This window comes from Sporosarcina sp. P34, assembly GCF_002743375.1.
Taxonomy (GTDB): Bacteria; Bacillota; Bacilli; order Bacillales_A; family Planococcaceae; genus Sporosarcina.
Genome location: NZ_PDZC01000003.1, coordinates 66,731 through 88,919, shown reverse-complemented (window position 1 = coordinate 88,919; position 22,189 = coordinate 66,731). Strand labels below are relative to the sequence as shown.

The window sequence follows — 22,189 nt, the reverse complement described above, 5'->3', positions numbered from 1 at the left end:
CATATTCTGCCGATTAGTATAATCGGAAACGCTTTTGAATCGCCATGTACTTTTAAACTATGTTACACTATAAGAAAAGATTTGCGAAGGAGGCTGCAATTAGCCATGAGAGTAAAAGACTTTTTAGCTGGAATTTTAACTGGTGTTGCTGCAGGCGTAGTAGTGAATGAGGCATTTAATCGTTACAATGAAGAAGTACCTGCTGATAACGTATTGAAAAAAGTAAAAGATGCATTTAAAGAAGAAGGTCCAATCGACGGTTCGTGGATCGTTATGAAACCAGAACCTTACACAAATCACGTGATTTCTATGGATGTTTACCGTGGTGGCGTTTCACGCATGAAAGACGGCAAACTGGAGCAATTTGAATTCGCAGCCGATGCGAAAACAGGCACTGTCGTAGAGCTAGTTCGTCAGTAATCAGTAATTAAATAGACGTAAAGAGGCTATCCGAGAAGTATCTACTTCTTGCGATGGCCCCTTTTTTGATTGGGTGAATTTTAAGTGCGAGGTGTATGCAGAAAGATTTGAAGAACGGCCCTATCTTCACTTTAACGCGTAGTCCAGCTTAAGATGTTATGTACTATCTTTTAAAATGTACTTCTCCATACAGAAAAAGACAAACCCCTCGTAAAACGGATTTGCCTTTAGCACTTAATGTTTAACATTGCATAAGGTTTCCAGCTCAAGAACACAACACCAGTTGATCGTAAGTGGAAGGCGGCGAGTGCAAAAGCCGTTCTTCGTAACAGCTCTTCCCGGAGGATCAGCGTGCGCCTTGAGATCCCGCAGAAGCGAAGCGCACAAGGAAGCTCAAGCCACGCCTTCGGGAAAGCGTCCGCCTGGAACGTCGATCAACTGCGCACTCCCACTCCCCTCACTAAATCACTTGAATTTGCACTTAACCCCTCACCGAGTACGAGGCAAGCTATCTACAATCGTCTTTCCATCTTCACTAAACTTCGCCATGCGATACACCGCATCATGATAGAAAATAAACCCATACTCGTTTGGAAGCGCTTCCTTCATTAAGCGCTCTTTTGCAAAAATCGAGTCCATTGGATAATCATCATACGCAAGTACCCACAAAGGATTCGTATGTGCATGCGTCGGCATAATATCCGCCATATGAATTAACGTCTCGCCGCCTTGCTCAAGCTTAATTACACAATGGCCGTCACTATGACCGCCCGTATGAATCATCTTAATACCTGGTGCTACTTCAATCTCCCCTTCAAACGTCTCAACTTGACTTTGAATTGGCTCCCAGTTTTCCTTCCAATACGTATTGCGTGAGCGAATATTCGGTTCTCTCATTTCATCCCACTCTACTTGTGAAGTATAGATCTTGGCATTTTTAAATACGGACACCAGCTGATCACCTTCCCACTGTGTCAAACCTGCCGCGTGATCATTATGAAGATGGGACATTAACACAACATCAATATCGTCAGGCGTCATGCCAAGCTCTTCCAAACTTTCCTCTACACGCGTTTCGGCACGTACACCCAAGTTACGCTTTTGCTTGTCGTTCAACTTGCCTTTTCCGATCCCGGAATCAATTAAATAATTTTTATCTTGATATTGAATGAGAATGGGGTCTGTTCGTAGTTCAATTAAATTGTTTTCATCTGTTTCATAGCGTCTTGACCATAGAGCCTTCGGAACGACTCCGAACATCGCACCCCCGTCTAAAAAGTTTACGCCTCCGTCTAACCACGTTAGTTTCATATCATGAAAAGTTAGTTGATCCAAAATAATTCCTCCCTACATTCCTTTAGTAACTGTTGTATAGACATTGTACTTTTCCACTGAGCCCTAGAGCTTCAGCAGAAAAGTACAATGTCCAACAGCTTTTACTCTCTTGTCGATTAGAATTTGCTTTGATATTGTGCTTCCAGACGATAAATCGGCTGACCTTTACTCGAAAACTTTTCTTCGTACTCGGTTAACACATTGTCTTCAGGCATGTTTGCATGTAAATCGAGTGAAACGGAAAGTAATTTCATCCCATAGTCCGTCATGGAAACAAGAGAATATTCAAACAGCGAACGATTATCTGTCTTAAAGTGAATTTCTGCATTCGTTTTCAAAACACCTTCATATTTCGCTAAAAAGTTTGGATGTGTCAATCGACGCTTTTCATGACGACCTTTAGGCCATGGATCAGAAAAGTTTAAATAGACACGATGAATTTCCGAATCTGCGAAAATGGATTCCAACTCTTCCCCATTAGCACGCATCAAACGTAGATTCGAAGGTTTTTCCGCTTCAATCGCTTTCTCTAAGGCGGATACAATGACATTATCGAAATGTTCGATGCCAATGTAGTTAATTTCTGGATTAGCTAATGCCATTCCAATGATAAATTGACCTTTACCTGTACCCACTTCAATATGGATTGGCGCATCGTTTCCGAATTCTTCAGTCCAACGATTCTTTTTGCCTTCCGGATCCAAAATCAATACATCCGGATGCTCTGCCATGAAACCTTTAGCCCACGGCTTATTTCGTAAACGCATAATCAGTACACTCTCTCTTTTTCAGTAAATTCTTTTCTATTGCTCTTCAATGATTTCTTCCGCATCAAACAACCGACTCATCGCTGTAGTTTGTGCATGATCCAATATTGCTTGTGCGGCTTTAAATTGCGTATGTTTCATAGGACTCGGATTACTGCATAACTTTGTCAGCCATTGTTCATATGTTTTGCGATCAATGGTTGTCACCTCAAACGGAGTGCCAGGATAGTCAATATAGCCATTTCTCGATACAATCAGCTTCTTGATCGGGATTTCCACTTTCGCCGCTCTGAAAAATGATGTAACCACTTTCTCCATTCTACTAAGCGCTATTGTTGGATTCAGCACCTTCGCTTCCTCTTCACCGAACTTCTTCAGCCAAAACCTTTCGCCACTACCTATGTATGCAGCCATTCTTTCATCTTCTAGCACTGTGATGCAATAGCATGTAGTAGGAGCTAATAAGATGATATCCAACTCGACAGGTGCCTTATTGACTTTAACGATTGGATAATAAAGCAACAAGAAGCTATCAGGTAAACGCAGTGTCAGTTGCTTCAACAATGGATCAGAAAAATACTTTGGATCTACACGGGATCGGTCATACAGAGTAGAGCTAGCCCACTTTAATTGGAATTGAAACAATTGATCCCGATAAGCACTTTTTAACTGTTCCACATTCGAAGGTTGACTTGAAATAGAAGCTTGAAAATCCCAATCATTCTCTTGATCTTCTACCGCTTGTTCAGAAATAGCGGACGCTTGTGTCAATTCCACGTCTGGTTGTTTACGCCATTTTTTGAATAATACCGTATACCATTTCGAAGGCACTTCTACATCCTTAGAAAAAGTAGCCGCTTGCTCCGCATATATATCCACCCCGTGCTCCCATTGTTTTTTAATACGTTTCCATTGGTAGCGCTTCAGACGGATAAATTGTGTCGGATAACGAGTTAAATCATTCTCGTAGCGTGAAATATAATCCGCAAGTTTAATTAGCTGGGCCATTTGATTCTCTTTCCTTATGATGGCCAGCCGCCACTAACTTCGGAATTTGTGCCTCAAATGCTTCTTGTAACTTTCTTGTCAACGGCCCCGGAACTCCTTGTCCTATAGGTTGCATATCTATAGTAATAACCGGTGTGATTTCAGCATTCGTAGACGTATAGAAAAATTCATCCATTTCTAACGCTTGTGGCAATGTGAATTCTTCTTCTTTAACTGGAATCGCTAACTTCTCTGCTATCTGCAACACGACACGACGTGTAATTCCGTTAAGAATGAAATGATTGGCAGGATGTGTATACAGGGTACCATCCTTAATTCCAAATGCATTGGAAGATGAGCCTTCACGCACTAACCCATCCCGTACAAACAATGCTTCTTGACATCCATGATCAAACGCCTCTTGTTTCGCCATGACATTGCCAAGCAAATTTAAACTTTTTATATCACAACGAAGCCAACGCATATCTTCAACAGACTTCATCGCAGCGCCTTGTTGAAGAAATTGCAAAGGACGAGCATTTTCCACGGCATAGCCAATCATGACAGGCACACTGTTTTCTGGGAAATGATGCGCACGTGGCGCCACACCGCGAGTGACTTGTATATAAATATGTCCAACAGTTATTTGATTATCCGACTGTAGCTTTTGTACGATTTCAAGTAACTCATCGAGTGTATACGTCAGGTTCACACGAATTTTTTCTGCACTCTCGAGTAATCTCTCCAAATGTTCTTTCGCTGTGTACAAGGCACCATCATATACTTTAATTACTTCATAGACTCCATCACCAAAAACATACCCACGATCATTCACCGAAACGTTCAATTTATCTTCCGTTAGGTATTCCCCATCTTTGAAATAGATCACACAACCGCCACCCTTCCTATATGAAACCTTAAGCCATATTACCGCCAGTTTCCTCTTTTTCTATTTTCACATGTTTATGGCATAAAATCAATTAGACCTTATTAGAGTGAGAGCCATTTTTTCTATTCATCTCTTAAGAACAGCTAACTCGGTAACTAGTAAACTATTTATTCTAATTCTTTCAAAAGTATAAGCGAAAACATGTGCGCTTTCACATAAAATACGTTATACTACTATTGTCAGAATCATTCACTTATTATTCTGGCATAGCGTAGAAAGAAGGAGCGAATCAGGAAAGGTAATATCAAAGAATACCCCAACATAATTCTTTTGATATGTTGGCATGAAAATATGAAGATGAAGGAGTGGTTTCTTAAATGAACCCAGCTACCGATCGCATGTTAATTCGTATCAAAGATGTCTATCTGTTCATTCGGGATAACGGAAAAGTAACAACGGAGGCCGTAGCGGAGGAATTCAATATTTCACCCCGCACTGCACAACGTGACTTAAATGTTCTGGAGTACAATGAATTGATTAAGAGCTCAGTCCGCGGCGAATGGACGACGACGTCCAAGAAAGTGAAATTATCTTCCTGATGTAGCTTCCTATATACAAATGTACAACGCAAAAAGGCTGATGCTTTTGCATCAGCCTTTTTGCCTGGAACGATCAACTTCTTTTAGTTGCAGCAATTCCGCTTCTGTTAGCTCACGGTATTCCCCTAGTTCCAATTCTGGATCCAATTCAAGCGGTCCCATTGTTAACCGCTTCAAATACACCACTTTTTTCCCTACCGCTTCAAACATCCGCTTCACTTGATGAAACTTGCCTTCTGTAATCGTCAGTTCAATCTCCGACTCTTCAGCAGAATGCAATATGTGTAGAATACCAGGCTTCGTTTCATAGCCATCGTCTAAAATCACCCCACGCGCAAAAGCTTCGGTGTCTTCTTCCGTTACCATTCCAGCCACTCTCGCATAATACGTTTTTGGCACTTCTTTCTTCGGCGACAATAAATTATGTGCAAGCTTCCCATCATTGGTCAGCAGCAATAACCCTTCTGTGTCTTTATCCAAACGACCTACCGGAAACGGTTCGAAATGCCGATCTTCGCTTGCAAGCAAATCAACGACTGTTTGATCACGATGATCTTCCGTCGCAGACAAGACACCAGGCGGTTTATGCATCATTAGGTAGATGAATTCTTTATACAGCACTTCTTCACCTAACAATGAAATCGCATCGGAATGCGGGTCCACGTGCTGAGCAGGATCTTTCATCACTGCCCCATTGACCCGAATCATTCCTTTTTTCAACAGTTGTCGAACTTCTTTACGTGAACCATAGCCTGTATTTGATAATAATTTATCCAGTCTCATTGATTATCCTCCAAGTCCAAAGCGTCTCATCATACGTGTTAGACGATCTCCGAATAATTGTTGTGCTAGTCCTGATTTGATAGCCAAGAATCCATAAATCACCATTCCGACACCTGATCCAATCATGACATACAACAAAGCTTGCCAACGTCCCACTGGAATGTGCGCCATATTCAAGCCTTTATTCGTCAGCCAAACGCCAGCAAACATCACTGCGTTGAAAGCCAATATTAAAAACAAGCGTCTGATGACCATTTGAGATTTATAATTCACTGCTTTTTTAATGACATACAAATTGATACACACTGCTACCGAGTAGCCAATGGCAGTGGCGATAATTGCACCGTTCACTTCAAACAATTTAATCAGCGGAATGTTGATGAGCATTTTCACTAGCAACCCGAGCAATGAAGTGAAGACGATCCATTTATGATGATCAATTCCTTGCAAGATGGCAGCCGTTACGGTGAACAGTGCAAATAGTATCGCTACCGGTGCATAGGAAGCCAAGACACTCGCTCCCGCTACATCGTACTCATATAAGAATTGATAAACTTCATTGTTCAAAACAATTAACCCAATTACCATTGGAATCGTCAAGAACAGCATGATCTGGTACGTTTGATCGAGCGATCGTGTGACACCCTTTTGATTATTAGACGTATAATCCTTTGTGATAATGGAGATGAGCGCCATAGAAAATCCAGTTGCGACCATCACGGGAATCATCACGATCTTATGTGTTAAAAAGTTCAGTTTTGTTAAATATAAATCAGATACACTTGAAAGTCCGATTGATTTCATAGCGCCATTAAATGTAATCATGTCGACGAATTGATAAATTGGATTAATTGTTCCGACCAATACAAACGGTAATACGTACGCGAGGACTTCGGTATAGATTTGTTTCAACGACACCGAACTCGCTGGCGGACTATTCGATAACAAATAATTAAATTCATCCTGATATTTTTTCCAGTAATAGTAGAGACTCCATAGACCAGCGAGCGCTCCGATAAATGCAGCAAACACGGCAAACTGGACAGCAATTTTTGGTGACAAATCCAGTACATTGACGACCACAAAAGCTCCGACGAGCACCACAACGATCCGTACAATCTGTTCAATTAATTGGGAAACAGATGTCGGTTCGAACTTTTGATAACCTTGCAAAAATCCACGGGCTATACTAAGTAACGGTACTGCCAGCAAAGCAAAACTGACCCAACGAATGACCGTTGCGATATCTTGAACCGTGAAAATTTGTTCTTCATCTTTGATGACAAGTTCCGCAATCGGAGTCGCCAGGAAGAACAACGCGAGAAATGATAGAAAACCTGTTAAAGACATGACAAGCATGCCTGATTTCATCAATTTCCGTCCGGTCGCATAATCGCCTAACGCATTGTATTTAGAGACAAACTTTGAAATGGCGAGCGGAGCCCCGGATACTGCAACCGCGAGCGCTAGATTGTAAGGTATGTATGCATATTGATAGAGACCGACACTCTTTTCTCCAACGATTGCATAAAACGGAATTACATACAGTAAGCCGAGTGCCTTCGATAAAAATAAGCCAATCGTTAAAATGGCCGTGCCTTTCAATAAATTGGATGCCATAATTGATTCCTTCCATTCCTAAAGAGATTCTTGTATAGTTTACCCCTCGACACGCTTTTGCACAATCTTTATCTCAAGTCCAAATCAAAAAGCAACGATGCCCATATGGTGTATAATGAAGACAAAATGAAATGAAAGAGTGGTTCTACAATGTATGATGTAATCGTAATTGGTGGCGGACCTTCAGGTTTAATGGCCTCCATTGCAGCAGCCGAACAAAAAAAGCGGGTTTTATTGATTGAAAAAGGACGTAAACTCGGCAATAAACTAGCCATTTCAGGCGGTGGTCGCTGTAACGTCACAAATCGACTGTCACAAGAAGAAATCATTAAACATATTCCGGGAAATGGCAAGTTTTTATATGGACCGTTCTCTGTCTTTAACAACCAGGATATCATCCACTACTTCGAAGGCCTTGGCGTACCGTTAAAAGAAGAAGATCATGGACGGATGTTTCCCGTTTCAAATAAGTCTAAAGATGTCATCAACGCCCTATTAAATCAGATGGATGAACTAGGCGTGGATATACGATTGGAAAGCCGAGTACAGAAATTATTAATGGATGATGTAAAGGTTCTCGGCGTTCGGCTTGAAGACGGTGAAGAAGTACGCGCGCATGCGGTAGTCGTTGCAGTTGGCGGCAAAGCCGTTCCACAAACAGGCAGCACGGGAGACGGATACCCTTGGGCAGAACGGGCAGGCCATACCATAACGACATTGTATCCAACAGAAGTTCCATTGCTGTCACGCGAACCATTTATTGTCTCGAAAGATTTACAAGGTCTAGCGTTACGTGACGTCAAAGTATCTGTATTGAATAAAAAAGGGAAAACGCTTGTTACCCATCAAATGGATATGCTCTTCACCCATTTCGGACTAAGTGGTCCTGCGATTTTACGCTGTAGCCAATATGTCGTCAAAGAGCAGATGAAGAATGGCAAACAGCCCGTGCTGCTGCAAATTGATTCAATACCTGATCAACATGAAGAACAATTGACACAAACCATCGCAAAAATTTTAAAAGATGAACCAAAAAAACAGGTGAAAACTTCATTGAAAGGTCTCGTGCCTGAACGTTGGCTGCTATTTTTATTGAAGAAAGCAGAAATCGAGGAAACCGAAATCGGCATAGATATTAAGCGTGAAGCCATACGTACACTCGCAAAGCTTCTTAAGACGTTCCCGGTACATATTACAGGCACGCAACCGATCGAGAAGGCATTCGTTACGGGTGGCGGTGTTTCAGTAAAAGAAGTAGAACCAAAGACGATGGCTTCACGTAAAAAAATCGGATTGTTCTTCTGTGGAGAGATTTTGGATATTCACGGCTATACGGGTGGCTATAATATTACCGCCGCACTTGTGACAGGGCGTTTGGCGGGAATGAATGCTGGATTATTGGGTCAAACGCAATAATAGTATGGGCGATAGGACGTCTGCTTAGAGCGTTTTACGTTTCACATTGAGCGTCTACCCCGTCCGATTGAGCGGGGGACGTTTCACATAGAGCGCTTACCCCGTCCGATTGAGCGGGGGACGTTACGGATAGAGCGTCTACTCCGTCCGATTGAGCGGGGGACGTTACGCATAGAACGTCTACTCCGTCCGATTGAGCGGGGGACGTTACGCATAGAGCGCTTACCCCATCCGATTGAGCGGGTGACGTTACGCATTGAGCGTCTACCCCGTCCGATTGAGCGGCTGACGTTTCACATAGAGCGCTTACCCCATCCGATTGAGCGGCTAATTCGTCCAATAGAGCACTTCATCAACAAAATAAAGGACATCGTCCATAAATAGGATAATCAAAAAACCCATTATACAAAAAGAAAAAGCCGGTTGGAGAAAATCTCCAACCGGCTTTCTACATTTCATTAACCCGCTACAATATTTACAAGGCGTCCAGGAATCGCAATGATCTTCTTCAATTCCTTACCTTCCATCCATTGCTTCACGTCTTCGTTTTCTAATGCCACTTGCTCTAACTCTTCTTTCGAGCTATCTTTGGCTACAGTAATTTTCGCACGAATCTTACCGTTGATCTGTACCGCTACTTCCACTGTGTCATCCGATAATTTTGTTTCATCAAATGTCGGCCACTGCGCATAGGCAATCGTGTCCGTGTGACCTAGTTTTGACCACAGTTCTTCAGCCAAGTGTGGCGTGATAGGTGAAATTAACAGAAGGAATCCTTCAATATAGGCTTTTGGCAGCTTTTCTGCTTTATAACTTTCATTGATGAATACCATCAATTGAGAAATCGCTGTGTTATTGCGCATGGCTTCAAAATCTTCCGTAACTTTTTTGACTGTCTGATTATAAACTTTCTCTAGAGGTCCGCCAGTTTCATCCGTCAATTTATCTGTCAATGTATCGTCTTCATTGACGAGCAAACGCCAAATGCGATCAAGGAAACGACGAGATCCGTCTAGACCATTTGTTGACCATTCTTTCGATGCATCCAATGGTCCCATGAACATTTCATAAATACGCAATGTGTCTGCACCGTGTGAATGAACGATGTCATCGGGATTGATGACGTTACCTAGCGATTTAGACATTTTCACATGTCCTTCACCCAAGATCATCCCTTGGTTGAAGAGTTTTTGGAACGGCTCTTTCGTTTGTACTACACCAATATCGTACAATACTTTATGCCAGAAACGAGCATACAATAAATGCAGAACTGCGTGCTCCGCTCCCCCTACGTAGATATCAACCGGCAACCAACGCTCAGCCAATTTCGGATCAATTATCATGTCATCATTATTCGGATCGATATAACGCAAGTAATACCAGCAGCTTCCTGCCCATTGTGGCATCGTGTTCGTTTCACGACGACCTTTCATACCTGTTTCTGGATCGACGACATTGACCCACTCCGTAATATTTGCAAGTGGTGATTCACCTGTTCCGCTTGGCTTAATATTGTCTGTTACCGGCAACATTAATGGCAATTCAGATTCATCGACTGTAGTCATCGTGCCGTCTTCCCAGTGAATGACAGGAATTGGCTCGCCCCAATAACGCTGACGAGAGAATAACCAGTCGCGCAGACGATATGTAATTTTACGTTCGCCTGTACCATTCTCTTCGAACCATTCAATCGACTTTGCAATAGCTTCTTCTTTTCCTAATCCATTTAGGAAGTCCGAATTCACGTGCTCGCCTTCTCCTGCATACGCTTCTTCTTCAATATTTCCGCCTGCAACAACTTCCACAATCGGTAAATCGAATTTTTTCGCGAACTCATAGTCACGCTCATCATGTGCAGGAACTGCCATGATTGCACCTGTACCATACGTTGCCAGTACGTAATCTGCAATCCAAATCGGCATTTTTGCACCGCTTGCTGGGTTGATTGCATATGCCCCGGTAAATACGCCTGATTTGTCTTTTGCCAAATCCGTGCGCTCAAGATCACTTTTTGATTTTACGGATTCAATATATTTTTCTACTGCTTCACGCTGTGCATCGGTAGTGATGGCACCCACTAATTTATGTTCAGGAGCCAACACTGCATATGTCGCACCGAAAATCGTATCCGGGCGTGTAGTAAATGCTTCGAATGAATGCTCAGTGTCCGCAATTTCAAACGTTAATTGTGCGCCTTCCGAACGACCGATCCAGTTGCGTTGCATATCTTTAAGGCTTTCAGGCCAGTCCAACTCATCCAAGTCTTCAAGCAGTCGATCCGCGTATTCCGTAATCCGCAATACCCATTGGCGCATTGGGCGTCTTTCTACTGGGTGATTTCCACGCTCAGATAAACCGTCGATCACTTCTTCATTCGCCAGTACCGTTCCTAATGCCGGGCACCAGTTGACCGCTACTTCATCAATATACGCTAGACCACGTTTATAAAGTTGTATGAAAATCCACTGCGTCCATTTATAGTAGCTTGGATCCGTTGTATTGATTTCACGAGACCAATCATAAGAAAATCCTAGATCTTGCATTTGGCGTTTAAATGTTGCAATATTTTTCGCTGTGAATTCAGCTGGATCATTTCCTGTATCAATCGCATACTGCTCAGCAGGCAATCCGAACGCATCCCATCCCATAGGGTGCAATACGTTGTATCCTTGCTTACGTTTAAATGCACTTAAAATATCTGTCGCAATGTATCCAAGCGGATGTCCAACGTGCAGACCCGCGCCTGACGGATAGGGGAACATATCCAATGCATAAAATTTAGGCTTGGATGGATCGTCAACCATTTTGTATGTATCGTGATCTTTCCAATACTTTTGCCACTTCTCTTCAATTTGCGTGTGCTTATAACTCATGTCAAAAACTCCTCCAATATGATTCGATTTCTATTCTTGCATTGGTGCGTACAGATAAAAAAAGACTCCCGTCCCTCTATAAAGGGACGAGAGTCTATATAGTTTCCCGCGGTACCACCCAAATTGACGGACTACGCCGTCCAACTTGATTCCTTAACGCGGAGTACGGTATTAGTTACAAGTATTCACCAATACAGGCTCAAAGGCGAGTTCGTTCCCCACTCATACAGACTTGCACTAGCCGTCTGCTCTCTAAAAAGTAGTGTAAGAAGTACTATTCCTCATCATTGCCTTCATTATTTTATTCAGTTTACCCGAAACACACGCTGAATACAAGCCTTCTCTGTTGCTTTTTGTCGTATACTAAATCATTCCTGTAATTTGTTATGTGATATCACTGTATATTCCATGGTACAATGTCTGATGTAAAGGAGCTGTACAGAATGAATGAAATCAATCTTCCGTTTCCAAGTGAAGGGAAACGATACCATACATGGTCAAGACATTTGAAGGATACATTCGGTTGCAAAATTGCGAAAGTAGCGCTTGACGCAGGGTTTGACTGCCCCAATCGTGACGGTACTGTTGCACATGGTGGCTGTACGTTTTGTAGCGTGGCAGGATCAGGTGACTTCGCTGGAGATCGCGTAGATACCATTGACGTTCAATTCGCTGAAATCAAAGAACGTTCCCAGCGTAAATGGAAAGATGCGAAATACATGGCCTATTTCCAAGCCTATACGAATACACACGCCCCTCTTCCCGTCCTAAAAGAAAAGTTTGAAGCGGCGTTGGCACAAGAAGGCGTTGTGGCATTATCAATCGCTACGCGTCCCGATTGTCTGCCTGACGACGTTGTAGAATATTTAGCCGAACTAAATGAACGCACTTATCTATGGGTAGAACTTGGCTTGCAGACCGTACATGAATCGACTGCAAAACTAGTCAACCGTGCGCATGATTTCGAATGCTATAAAGAAGGTGTCGATAAGTTACGGAAACATAATATTAATATTTGCAGCCATATCATCAATGGTTTGCCTGGTGAAACTGAAGAAATGATGATGGAAACAGCTCAAGCAGTTGCTGAACTGGATGTACAAGGGATCAAAATTCATTTACTACATTTATTAAAAGGAACACCTATGGTAAAACAATATGAAAAAGGCAAACTTGAATTTTTAACAAAAGAAGCGTACATCAATTTAGTAGTTGATCAACTCGAAATCATGCCTCCCGAAATGATCGTGCATCGCATCACAGGTGACGGCCCAATCGATTTATTAATTGGACCGATGTGGAGCGTCACGAAATGGGAAGTTCTGAATGGAATTGATGAAGAACTAGAAAGACGTAATAGTTGGCAAGGGAAAAAACATCTGCAAGAGGTGAAATAATGTGACAAACATATTACTGCACCGCGTACTGCCGATTGCAAAACGGCTTATTACTGAACGCGTGCAGCCTGGAGATACAGTCGTCGATGCGACCGCTGGCAATGGCAATGACACCCTTTTCTTGGCGAACTTAGTTGGGGACAAAGGACGTGTTTTCGCATTTGATATTCAGCAGCAAGCACTTGAGACAACGGAGCGACACCTTGGTGAGCTAGCGAATCGCGCTGCACTCATACATGACAGCCATGCGAATGTCCGCCAATACGTGCAAGGTGAGATTAGCGGCGCTATGTTCAACTTAGGATATTTACCATACAGTGAAGATCTTAGTATCATCACGACGCCATCTTCCACGATTGCGGCAATCGATGCGTTACTATGTTTGCTGAAAAAGTCTGGAATCATTACAATTACTGTCTATGATGGACATGAAGGTGGCATTGAAGAACGTGATGCACTGCTTGACTATGTTTCGACACTGCACCAAGGTGATGTGCATGCGATCCGCTATGAATTGCTAAATCAGAGAAGAAACCCTCCGTTTTTACTCGCACTCGAGAAAATGAAAGATTTTACGGAAGTGCGGAAGTTAGAAGCCGGAGAATCATAAAAACCCGTCGCCACAAGTGGCGCGGGTTTTATCAATCAAATTGACGAATATCTGCAATAGGGTCGATTTCCAGGAAGTCCACTTCGTTCACAAATCGCACAAGTTTTTCTGCCGTTTCAGATGCTGAACTTAACTGGCCTTCCCTCTTATATGCCTCGAACCTTTTCAAGTGTGGAAATTGTTGTTCAGATGAGGAACGAATCGTCTCCTGCATACCCGTATCGATAATTCCTGGCGCGATGGAAACAATTCCTGTCGGATAGTCTGCCATCTTTTGCTCCAATGCAATGACACGTGAAAACTGATCGAGTCCAGCTTTCGTCGTACAATAAATTCCCCATCCTTCATACGCACTGCGGCCTGCTCCGGAAGAGATATTCATGATCTTTTTCGTTCCCTTGAAATCTTTCAATGAATCGATAAATGCATTCATTAATTGAATCGGTGCTGTTAAATTCACTTTAATAGCTTGCTCCACTTTTTGAGTGTCCAATGAACCTACCAAACTAATCGGATCCACAATACCGGCATTGTTGATCAGCGTGAAAGTACTAGCATCTTCTAGATGTTGACTCACGATGCCCCCAAGTATGGCAGTCGCCTTTTCACAGTCCATGAGATCTACTTCATACATCGTGTGTAGCTGATCTGGATTCGTCCGTGCCAAACCATAGACGGTTGCCCCTGTTTCTGTAAATTGGCTGAGTAATTGTTGACCAATTCCTTTTGATGCACCTGTAATGATGATAATATCCAAAAGTATCTACTCCCTTTCTATACAATGTAGCTAATTAAAGACCCTATGTATGTCGTTGCGTCTTCCATAGTCTTATTCGGTAATTCAACAAACAATATCCAGCAATACACTGCAATAGCCAATATAATGACGATCAATAAAATCGCTTGACGTTTATTCATAACTCCACGTCCTCTACCCATTGTGCAACTCTGTAATTTCTACTATACCACAACAACGAAATAAGCCCGCCACTCACGTTTCATTGAATGGCGAACCCGATAACTGAATTTACGTTTGAGAAACAAACTTTTGTGCTCCACCATTTTTAATTCGTAGTAAATCCGCCAAAGTCTTCACGCCTTGACGATCAAGTTTTCTTAGAAGTGCCGTGAATACATATGCCGTTGTCAACGCATCGCCTAATGCACGATGTCGTTCGAACACTTCTGTGCCGAATAGACGGGCATAATCTTCCAAGTCCTGTTGCTCACCTGTAGGATCCAAATAATTAATCAAATGCATCGTATCAAATGATGTAGGGGTTTGAAATGTACATTTCTGACGACTTAATTCTTTCTTAATCACCATTTCATCAAAACTGACATGATGTCCAACCCAGCCCGCACTTTTATGCTTTTCTATAAAGGCAAAATATTCTTCAATAGCTGGAAGAGGCATAGGAGCATTGTCCACTTGTGACTGCTGTATAGTGGTCAGCTTGCTGATGATGGGAGGAATATCTCTTGACGGATTCACAAATGTTTGAAATACATGATCCGTGACCTCAAATCCTTCAACTTGTACGGCACCTATCTCAATCATTCGATCGTCTGCACCAATTGCAAAACCGGTAGTTTCTGTATCAAATACTGTGAAATTCATATCTTGCAGCGGCGTATTTAGCTGAAGCGATTGTTGTAATTCATACGTTAATTTTTTCTTCTTCCAAAACATGATATCGCCCCCTACTTATATAGTACAATATGCACAAATTTTGTACAGGGAACTTTATCTATACTTTCTTAAAGTTTTGATAATAAATGTGATTGAAGCGCTCTGACTGTATCTAGCGTTGTACGCAATTCGTTTAATTCCCATCTTCTTAGTTTACGCAAGTCAATTTCTGTAGAAATTTTTTCATCTCGTAAGTGTTTCTCCCACGACATGGAAATTCTCATACTCAATGATATTTCATATGCATGGCGAATTTCCTCCGCAAAGTCTTTCGTGATTTTTCTCTTTTTCTGCAAAGCAGAGATAATCTCGAGAGGTGTTGCGTTGATGATCCCATTGTTGACTCCTAAAATTTGCAAACAATGATGAAGCGGGAAGAGAGCATGTTTCTTAATATCAATCACATCTGATTTACTGCGTCCCCTGAAAATAGTCAAAAAGTTTTGTTGCAATTGTGGTATTGGTTTCTCTTTTTCCTGTTGTGCCATATAGTAAATAAATGTAGCTGATTTTCTCAACAAATCTTGAACCATTAAGATAAAGCGATCATTGACAGTCGTTTCACCGTAGAGAAAACGGAATGACAGGAAGTTGTAGCCGAGCAAGATCTGTTCAGGTGTAGACCGTAGTGCCCACTGGCGAATGCGTTCGTGCCAAATTGCCATCGTGCCACGCCACTGCGATTCACTCGCCATCATGAATCCAATACATCTAGTATAGCCTGCTTGCTCAAGGTGAACGACAATTTCGTTGCCAAGAAGTTCAAAATAGTTCTCTACTTGCTCGGATTCCTCTCTCGATACATCTTCATAGACAAGGAAGTGATCCTGATCGGTCAGCATAAACTGCTCTCCTCGTGCACCACTGCCCATCTGGTACCAAGCAAATGCTACAGGCGGTGTTCCTTTCCCTTGATCTTCAAGTGATTGTACGGCCAACATAACGCAATGCTTCGCTAAACGATCATAGAACTTTGTAATGATTTCCAGTGTGTGGATGGTTGAAATTTCATCCTGAATTAAATTGGATAGCACATCGTAAATCGCCGCTTTAACGACAGGCAAATTTTCAAAGGAAGCTTCTTCTATTGTTTTTAAGATATTCATGGAATTACGATCGCGTTTCGTCATCAATGTAGCAAATGTCACAATACCTACAGGCTTTCCTGCTTGGACTACTGGCAAATGCTTAATTCCATATTTATAAAATTTAGTCAAGGCCTCGTAATAATAATCAGTTACCTTGACTGTATGCGGTTTTTTCGTCATGATATCTTTCGCCTTTAATCCGATTGCGGAACCACCACCCGCTATCACTCGTTCAACCAGATCTTTTTCCGTCACGATTCCAAGCAATTTGCCTGACTGATCTGTAACAATTATAGAGCTAATCGAGTGTTTAATCATCAACACAGCTACTTCTTTTGTTTCTGCCTCCGCATGAATGGTCACGACTGGACTGCTCATGAAATCCTGTACACGACGGACATACGGTTCACTCTCACCATATTCATCAGCCAAACGTACTTGTTCGCCTAATGAGGTATAAACATTCGCCAAACGAATCGACATTTTACGTAAGACATAATCCCGCACATGTTGATCGTCCATCCGATGCTTTATCACTTCATACGGAACTTGTAGACAAACGGAGCCCTCGGCCACGACCATATCAATATGATGTTTATCAAGCGGTCTGGCCATTTCTCCTAAGTAGTAAGCAAAATTGGAAAAGCCAATGACTTCATTTTCTTGAATAAATTCTAGTGTTACCGAGCTGCCATCTTGTCCCTCTATTTGAACCTCGGCGGACCCTTTCAACACGACGAGTAAACCTTCCTGAGGTGTTTTGAAATAGTTAGATCTCTCTGCTTCTTCATACATTTTGAGTTTACATTCAAGCAATAGCTGATCAAATTCCTTTTCTGACGTGTTCATAAACAATGGATTTCTATGAATTTTATCATACCATTCCTGATCTTTTACCATCTTCGGCATTTCAAAACCTCCTATTCATATTGACCATCACGAAATCTCACTTCATATTATTCAAATCCAAATGTCATCAGTACCTAAATACTTACATCCAATAGTCTTTACGCAAGAACTGTCAACATTAGATCAATACCTTATCTACCTACACAATGTATCCGTTAAATAAAAAATGATTCCCTCTTCTGTCGTGCTGGTAGAAGAGGGAACCATTGGTTGAATATCAAGCTAATTACTACAGATCAAGCTCTTTGTAGCCAGTTTCCGCTTTGAAACGAACTTCTGCATAAGAAACTTCATCTTTCTCATGGCGCTTAGAGCTAACAAGTGTACCAATCCAAGCAGCAAGGAAACCTGCTGGTACGGAAACGATAGCCGGGTTAGCGTATGGGAAGATTGGATTACCAGTAATAAGAGTAGCTCCCTCAACTGGGTTCATAACTGATGGACTGATCGCAACAAGAACTAGTGCAACGATTAGACCTGTCAACATAGATGCAACAGCACCTGTTGTATTGAACTTTTTCCAATAAATTGTCAATAGAATAGTTGGTACGTTTGCGGATGCAGCAACACAGAATGCCAGTGACACTAAGAACGCAACGTTCAACTTTTCAGAACCAAGTGCAAGAAGGATGGAAGCAACACCAATTGCAATAGAAGCCCAACGAGCAGCTGCAACTTGTTGTTTCTCGGTTACATTACCACTTTTGAAGATTTGTCCATAAATATCGTGAGCGATTGCAGAAGCACCAGATAGTACAAGACCTGCAACAACTGCTAGGATTGTCGCAAATGCAACAGCTGCAACGAAGGATTCAAGTGCGTCTCCTCCAAGGACTCCAGCCAACATTGGTGCTGCCATGTTCCCTGCCGCGTTTTCTGCGATGATTGCATCCGCTCCAACGAATTTAGCTGCACCAAATCCAAGGAAGATTGTCAATACATAGAAGATACCGATAATCCATACAGAATAAATAACGGAAGAACGTGCTGTTTTCGCATCTTTAACTGTGAAGAAACGCATTAAAATGTGTGGAAGACCAGCTGTACCTAAAACCAATGCGATTAATACTGAAATAAGTCCAATTGTATCTGTATACACAACCCCTGAGTGAAGGAACGCTTCACCATGTGGAGTAGCCGTTTTCATGACTTCAAACATACTAATAAAGTTAAAGTTAAACTTCATAAGTACCAAGAACGAGATAATGATTGTACCCAACATCAAAAGAACTGCCTTGATAATTTGTACCCAGCTTGTCGCAGTCATTCCACCGAATAGAACGTAGATTAACATCATTGTTCCAACGATTAGAACTGCCATCCAATACTCGATACCGAATAATAATTTAATAAGCGCGCCTGCACCAACTAATTGTGCAAGCATGTAGAACATTACGATTGTGATTGTGTTCAATGCTGCTGCTCCACGCACTTTCTTAGCGCCGAAACGAGCACCGATCATATCCGCCATCGTAAACTTCCCTAAGTTACGTAGTGGTTCAGCAATTAAGAATAAAACAACGAGATAAGCCGTTAACCAACCAATACTATAGTAGAAACCGTCAAATCCGTTAAGTGAAATTGCACCTGCGATACCTAGGAATGATGCTGCGGATAAGTAGTCACCAGCAATCGCCATACCATTTTGCCAACCTGTTAATGAACCACCGGCAGTATAAAAGTCACTTGCTGTAGTCGTTTGCTTTGCCGCCCAATATGTAATGTAGAGTGTCAGCGCGATTACAGCGAAGAATATTACGTATGAAATCCAACTCATGAACACAACCCCCTTATTTTAAAACGTTTTTCTCTATAATCTTGTCCACTTCATCATCAAAATATTTTGCCTTATTCATGTATATGGACGTGAATACCCATACCATTACGAACATGGAGAATGCATAAACCCAAGTCCACGTCATTGCGCCAATTGCTGGTGATTCTAAAACTTTTGTATAACCAGTTAATAGTGGAAGAATAAAGTACGCTGCGAAGAAGAAAATAACAAAAGGTGTAGCGAAGTTCTTTTTCCGTTTTACAAGACCCTTAAAGTCTTCTGTTTGAACAAGTTTTTCATAATCCATCGTGGATTTCCCACGTGCCACTTGATTAGTCATTAGTTAATCCCCTTTCTATTTTAAATAGCGTAGTAAATTAGTTCCTATTCCCCCCATCTGACTGAAACCGCTTTCATCATCACGTTAAAATGATAATATGTCACAGCGTATTCGGATATAGATTTGTTATAGTACACATGTAAACGATACCAAACATTCACTAGATTTGCAATGACATTTTTAAAGATTCATAAAATTAAATCTACTGAGAAAGCAAATCATGTATAGACATTAATCTATCAAATATAAGCAGAAACCACAAGAACTTTTTGCATTAATCATACACTTTTTAAAATCCGAATCTTATGGCAATTCCTAATTATTTCACTGTATTGTGCAAAATACTGTTAAACAACAGGAAAAAGTTGTAGTATACTGTATATTGGTTATTAGTGAAATAAACATGGTGGGAAGACTACTTATTGGAGAAAGATGGTGTGAAAAATTGCCTATACCAACTAACCACGCACAACCCATACGAAAGACCGCTAAAGAAAGTGCATTTAGTCAACTGCAGAAATGGATTATCGATGGAACCTTACAGCCTGGCGAAAAACTAAATGACGTTGAATTAGCAGAAGCACTCGGAGTGAGTCGCACGCCTATACGTGAGTCACTACAATTATTAGAAGTTCAAGGATTTGTTCAAATGTTTCCAGGTAAAGCAACGCAAGTGACAGACGTAGATCGTGAATCTATTTCGGACTTACTCCCGCCACTCGCTGCGCTGCAAGCATTATCAGCTGAACTTTCTATACCAAACCTAACAGAAAGTATTATTAGGAAATTGCGAGAAACAAATAAGAAATTCGCGCTAGCAGTTGAAAGGGAAGATTATTTTCAAGCTTTGAAAACCGATGAAAAATTTCACCAAATCATTGTGGACACAGCTAATAATCCATATATTTCTTCAATGCTTGTCTCATTACAAGCTCATGTGCGTAGACTTTTCTTTCATAATTCCATTATACTAACGGAAAAATCGATTGAAGAACATGACCAGATCATAGATTTAATGAGTAAGCGTAATGGTGAGCAAGTAACTAAAGTTATGAGGGAAAATTGGTTGCGCGCGATCGAGGAGTTTCGTTCGATTGAAAAAGTTGATTGATAAATAGAGTAGAAAACAGGATCCGACCTAAATCGGATCCTGTTTTAATTTTATGCTTTTTCTTTAGTAAAGATATTTTGGGCACCTTGCCCTTTATTTTGTACCACCGCCACAACAGCTGTTACGACGGTCACAATCAATACAGGAACTAACCAGCCGACACCTTCTGTATAATATGGAATGTACGCTGTATATGCCTCCTCTACAGTCACGAGCCAATTCGGCATGTTCTTCTCTACTAGTGAGTAGAACTTCACAAGCGCTTCAACGAAACTGACGAGAAAAGCTGTTATAGTCGCTGTTCGATATACCAAGCTGGATTGATGGAATAAAGGGCCCGTGAATGTTAGCAGGATTAATACCATGGCCAGTGGATACAGTAGAACTAGTACGGGAATGGAGTAATTGATAATATTCGCTAGACCGAAATTCGCTACAACCAAACAGAATAGTGAAAAGAATACTACAAAAATTTTATAGCTAACTTTTGGGATGATTGCATGGAAATACTCACCACATGCAGTTAAAAGCCCAATAGCCGTTGTTAGACAGGCAAGCATAATTACAACTCCGAGTAACAATAGTCCTGTCGTACCGAATAAATAAGAAGAAGTTTCGCTTAACACAGAACCCCCGCCATCCAGATAGCCAAATAAATCAACCGATGTGGCACCTAGATACGCAATACCTATATATATAATGGCTAAAAATCCGGCTGCCACACATCCTGTCTTAGCCGTAGAAGACAATATTTGTTTTTTACTAGTAATGCCCATAGCACGCAACGCGTTGATGACAATGATTCCAAAAACTAGCGAGGCTAATGCATCCATCGTATTGTATCCCTTAAGAAAACCTGTAAAGAATGGTGTTTCATTATAAGGAGCTTGCGAAACTTGCGCACTTCCCATTGGATTAAGAAGCGTCATACCGATTAAGCCAATCAATATAATAATAATAAGTGGTGACAAATATTTACCGACACGATCAACGATCTTTGCAGGGTTCAATGACAGCCACATGCTAATACCAAAGAACACGAGTGTAAATAAAAAACGGGCGATATCAATAGGGAAGCCATGTAAAAATGGAGCAACACCAATATCAAATGCCACAGCTCCTGTTCGTGGTGCTGCAAAAAACGGGCCAATCGTCAAGTAAAGTATTGCTGTAAATAGAACAGCGTAGACTGGGTGAATTCGACTCGCCAAGTCTTGTAAATCTTTCTTGCCAGAAAAACCAATTGCCAAAATACCTAAAAAAGGTAAACCTACTCCAGTAAATAAAAAGCCAGCCATAGCTTTCCACGTTTGATCTCCAGCCAGCTGTCCAAGCTCGGCGGGAAAAATTAAATTACCTGCACCAAAAAATAATGCAAATAGCATAACCCCAATAACAAGACTCGATGAAAATGATAGTTTGTTCTCCATATGTATAAAAATCCTCCCAAAGTCAACAGCTTTAATTTGTATGCAATATATTGCGTTCCCTTATATTACTCTTCTCAATTTAGAAAATCAACAGCCAGTCAAATCATTTAACTTTTGCCTATATTGTCAACTTACAGACTATTAT

The 22,189-nt window shown here is 41.5% G+C and carries 20 protein-coding genes and 1 other annotated feature; of the genes, 6 read left to right on the top strand and 14 right to left on the bottom strand.

Annotated elements, in window-relative coordinates:
* The first annotated feature begins 105 nt into the window (after positions 1-105).
* Positions 106-420: a peptidase M4 gene (locus CSV63_RS06500; RefSeq protein ID WP_029052835.1), complete on the top strand. Its 315-nt coding sequence runs from the start codon at positions 106-108 to the stop codon at positions 418-420.
* A gap of 489 nt (positions 421-909) precedes the next feature.
* Here the strand turns inward: CSV63_RS06500 and CSV63_RS06495 are convergent, their stop codons facing one another.
* The 4 genes from CSV63_RS06495 to dat form a co-directional block, all read right to left on the bottom strand.
* Positions 910-1,755: a YtnP family quorum-quenching lactonase gene (locus tag CSV63_RS06495; RefSeq protein ID WP_099695101.1), complete on the bottom strand. Its 846-nt coding sequence runs from the start codon at positions 1,753-1,755 to the stop codon at positions 910-912.
* Between the two features lie 116 nt (positions 1,756-1,871).
* Positions 1,872-2,522 (bottom strand): tRNA (guanosine(46)-N7)-methyltransferase TrmB, encoded by a 651-nt coding sequence (gene trmB, locus CSV63_RS06490; protein ID WP_099695100.1) that lies wholly within the window; start codon positions 2,520-2,522, stop codon positions 1,872-1,874.
* A 36-nt stretch (positions 2,523-2,558) separates the two neighbouring features.
* Positions 2,559-3,530: a nuclease-related domain-containing protein gene (locus CSV63_RS06485; RefSeq protein ID WP_099695099.1), complete on the bottom strand. Its 972-nt coding sequence runs from the start codon at positions 3,528-3,530 to the stop codon at positions 2,559-2,561.
* Positions 3,514-4,398 (bottom strand): D-amino-acid transaminase, encoded by an 885-nt coding sequence (gene dat / locus CSV63_RS06480; RefSeq protein WP_099695098.1) that lies wholly within the window; start codon positions 4,396-4,398, stop codon positions 3,514-3,516. The genes CSV63_RS06485 and dat overlap by 17 nt, the downstream gene beginning before the upstream one ends.
* 377 nt (positions 4,399-4,775) lie before the next feature.
* On the opposite strand from dat, the gene CSV63_RS06475 reads away from it, so the two are divergent.
* On the top strand, positions 4,776-4,997 hold the full coding sequence (locus tag CSV63_RS06475; RefSeq protein ID WP_099629597.1) for a DeoR family transcriptional regulator: 222 nt from the start codon (positions 4,776-4,778) through the stop codon (positions 4,995-4,997).
* Between the two features lie 51 nt (positions 4,998-5,048).
* Here the strand turns inward: CSV63_RS06475 and CSV63_RS06470 are convergent, their stop codons facing one another.
* Positions 5,049-5,780, bottom strand: coding sequence for a pseudouridine synthase (locus CSV63_RS06470; RefSeq protein WP_099695097.1), 732 nt, complete (start codon positions 5,778-5,780; stop codon positions 5,049-5,051).
* A gap of 3 nt (positions 5,781-5,783) precedes the next feature.
* Positions 5,784-7,400, bottom strand: coding sequence for a putative polysaccharide biosynthesis protein (locus CSV63_RS06465; RefSeq protein WP_099695096.1), 1,617 nt, complete (start codon positions 7,398-7,400; stop codon positions 5,784-5,786).
* A gap of 150 nt (positions 7,401-7,550) precedes the next feature.
* On the opposite strand from CSV63_RS06465, the gene CSV63_RS06460 reads away from it, so the two are divergent.
* Complete coding sequence (locus CSV63_RS06460) at positions 7,551-8,816, top strand: BaiN/RdsA family NAD(P)/FAD-dependent oxidoreductase (protein ID WP_099695095.1); 1,266 nt, start codon at positions 7,551-7,553, stop codon at positions 8,814-8,816.
* A gap of 458 nt (positions 8,817-9,274) precedes the next feature.
* Here the strand turns inward: CSV63_RS06460 and leuS are convergent, their stop codons facing one another.
* Positions 9,275-11,689: a leucine--tRNA ligase gene (gene leuS / locus CSV63_RS06450; protein ID WP_099695093.1), complete on the bottom strand. Its 2,415-nt coding sequence runs from the start codon at positions 11,687-11,689 to the stop codon at positions 9,275-9,277.
* Between the two features lie 79 nt (positions 11,690-11,768).
* Positions 11,769-11,986: a binding site (T-box leader), on the bottom strand.
* A 146-nt stretch (positions 11,987-12,132) separates the two neighbouring features.
* Between leuS and mnmL the strand changes: the two genes are divergently transcribed.
* Entirely contained in the window at positions 12,133-13,086 is a 954-nt protein-coding gene (gene mnmL / locus CSV63_RS06445; protein WP_099695092.1) for a tRNA modification radical SAM protein MnmL/YtqA, read from the top strand.
* Between the two features lies 1 nt (position 13,087).
* Positions 13,088-13,696 (top strand): tRNA 5-(aminomethyl)-2-thiouridylate-methyltransferase MnmM, encoded by a 609-nt coding sequence (mnmM, locus tag CSV63_RS06440; protein ID WP_099695091.1) that lies wholly within the window; start codon positions 13,088-13,090, stop codon positions 13,694-13,696.
* A gap of 31 nt (positions 13,697-13,727) precedes the next feature.
* On the opposite strand, the gene CSV63_RS06435 is transcribed toward mnmM, so the two are convergent.
* The 6 genes from CSV63_RS06435 to CSV63_RS06415 form a co-directional block, all read right to left on the bottom strand.
* Positions 13,728-14,453, bottom strand: coding sequence for an SDR family NAD(P)-dependent oxidoreductase (locus CSV63_RS06435; protein ID WP_099695090.1), 726 nt, complete (start codon positions 14,451-14,453; stop codon positions 13,728-13,730).
* 17 nt (positions 14,454-14,470) lie between these two features.
* Entirely contained in the window at positions 14,471-14,614 is a 144-nt protein-coding gene (locus tag CSV63_RS16460; protein WP_158233922.1) for a hypothetical protein, read from the bottom strand.
* A 109-nt stretch (positions 14,615-14,723) separates the two neighbouring features.
* Entirely contained in the window at positions 14,724-15,389 is a 666-nt protein-coding gene (locus tag CSV63_RS06430; protein ID WP_099695089.1) for a 3'-5' exonuclease, read from the bottom strand.
* A 68-nt stretch (positions 15,390-15,457) separates the two neighbouring features.
* Positions 15,458-17,386: a DUF294 nucleotidyltransferase-like domain-containing protein gene (locus CSV63_RS06425; protein WP_099695088.1), complete on the bottom strand. Its 1,929-nt coding sequence runs from the start codon at positions 17,384-17,386 to the stop codon at positions 15,458-15,460.
* Between the two features lie 229 nt (positions 17,387-17,615).
* On the bottom strand, positions 17,616-19,163 hold the full coding sequence (locus tag CSV63_RS06420; RefSeq protein ID WP_099695087.1) for a solute symporter family protein: 1,548 nt from the start codon (positions 19,161-19,163) through the stop codon (positions 17,616-17,618).
* A gap of 13 nt (positions 19,164-19,176) precedes the next feature.
* Positions 19,177-19,503 carry a DUF485 domain-containing protein gene (locus CSV63_RS06415; RefSeq protein WP_099695086.1) on the bottom strand — a complete coding sequence of 109 codons (327 nt, stop codon included), beginning with the start codon at positions 19,501-19,503 and terminating at the stop codon, positions 19,177-19,179.
* Between the two features lie 445 nt (positions 19,504-19,948).
* Here CSV63_RS06415 and CSV63_RS06410 point away from each other — a divergent pair, with 445 nt between their 5' ends.
* Positions 19,949-20,614 (top strand): GntR family transcriptional regulator, encoded by a 666-nt coding sequence (locus CSV63_RS06410; protein WP_099695388.1) that lies wholly within the window; start codon positions 19,949-19,951, stop codon positions 20,612-20,614.
* Positions 20,615-20,664: 50 nt separating this feature from the next.
* On the opposite strand, the gene brnQ is transcribed toward CSV63_RS06410, so the two are convergent.
* Entirely contained in the window at positions 20,665-22,044 is a 1,380-nt protein-coding gene (gene brnQ, locus CSV63_RS06405; protein WP_099695085.1) for a branched-chain amino acid transport system II carrier protein, read from the bottom strand.
* Positions 22,045-22,189 lie beyond the last annotated feature (145 nt).

Bases quoted from the DNA above. Each gene is read 5' to 3' on its own strand.
- brnQ (WP_099695085.1), bottom strand. From the start codon at position 22,044: ATGGAGAACAAACTATCATTTTCATCGAGTCTTGTTATTGGGGTTATG.
- CSV63_RS06475 (WP_099629597.1), top strand. From the start codon at position 4,776: ATGAACCCAGCTACCGATCGCATGTTAATTCGTATCAAAGATGTCTAT.
- CSV63_RS06465 (WP_099695096.1), bottom strand. From the start codon at position 7,400: ATGGCATCCAATTTATTGAAAGGCACGGCCATTTTAACGATTGGCTTA.
- mnmL (WP_099695092.1), top strand. From the start codon at position 12,133: ATGAATGAAATCAATCTTCCGTTTCCAAGTGAAGGGAAACGATACCAT.
- CSV63_RS06485 (WP_099695099.1), bottom strand. From the start codon at position 3,530: ATGGCCCAGCTAATTAAACTTGCGGATTATATTTCACGCTACGAGAAT.
- CSV63_RS06415 (WP_099695086.1), bottom strand. From the start codon at position 19,503: ATGACTAATCAAGTGGCACGTGGGAAATCCACGATGGATTATGAAAAA.
- CSV63_RS06500 (WP_029052835.1), top strand. From the start codon at position 106: ATGAGAGTAAAAGACTTTTTAGCTGGAATTTTAACTGGTGTTGCTGCA.
- trmB (WP_099695100.1), bottom strand. From the start codon at position 2,522: ATGCGTTTACGAAATAAGCCGTGGGCTAAAGGTTTCATGGCAGAGCAT.
- CSV63_RS06470 (WP_099695097.1), bottom strand. From the start codon at position 5,780: ATGAGACTGGATAAATTATTATCAAATACAGGCTATGGTTCACGTAAA.
- CSV63_RS06460 (WP_099695095.1), top strand. From the start codon at position 7,551: ATGTATGATGTAATCGTAATTGGTGGCGGACCTTCAGGTTTAATGGCC.
- CSV63_RS06420 (WP_099695087.1), bottom strand. From the start codon at position 19,163: ATGAGTTGGATTTCATACGTAATATTCTTCGCTGTAATCGCGCTGACA.
- CSV63_RS16460 (WP_158233922.1), bottom strand. From the start codon at position 14,614: ATGAATAAACGTCAAGCGATTTTATTGATCGTCATTATATTGGCTATT.
- leuS (WP_099695093.1), bottom strand. From the start codon at position 11,689: ATGAGTTATAAGCACACGCAAATTGAAGAGAAGTGGCAAAAGTATTGG.
- CSV63_RS06425 (WP_099695088.1), bottom strand. From the start codon at position 17,386: ATGCCGAAGATGGTAAAAGATCAGGAATGGTATGATAAAATTCATAGA.
- CSV63_RS06430 (WP_099695089.1), bottom strand. From the start codon at position 15,389: ATGTTTTGGAAGAAGAAAAAATTAACGTATGAATTACAACAATCGCTT.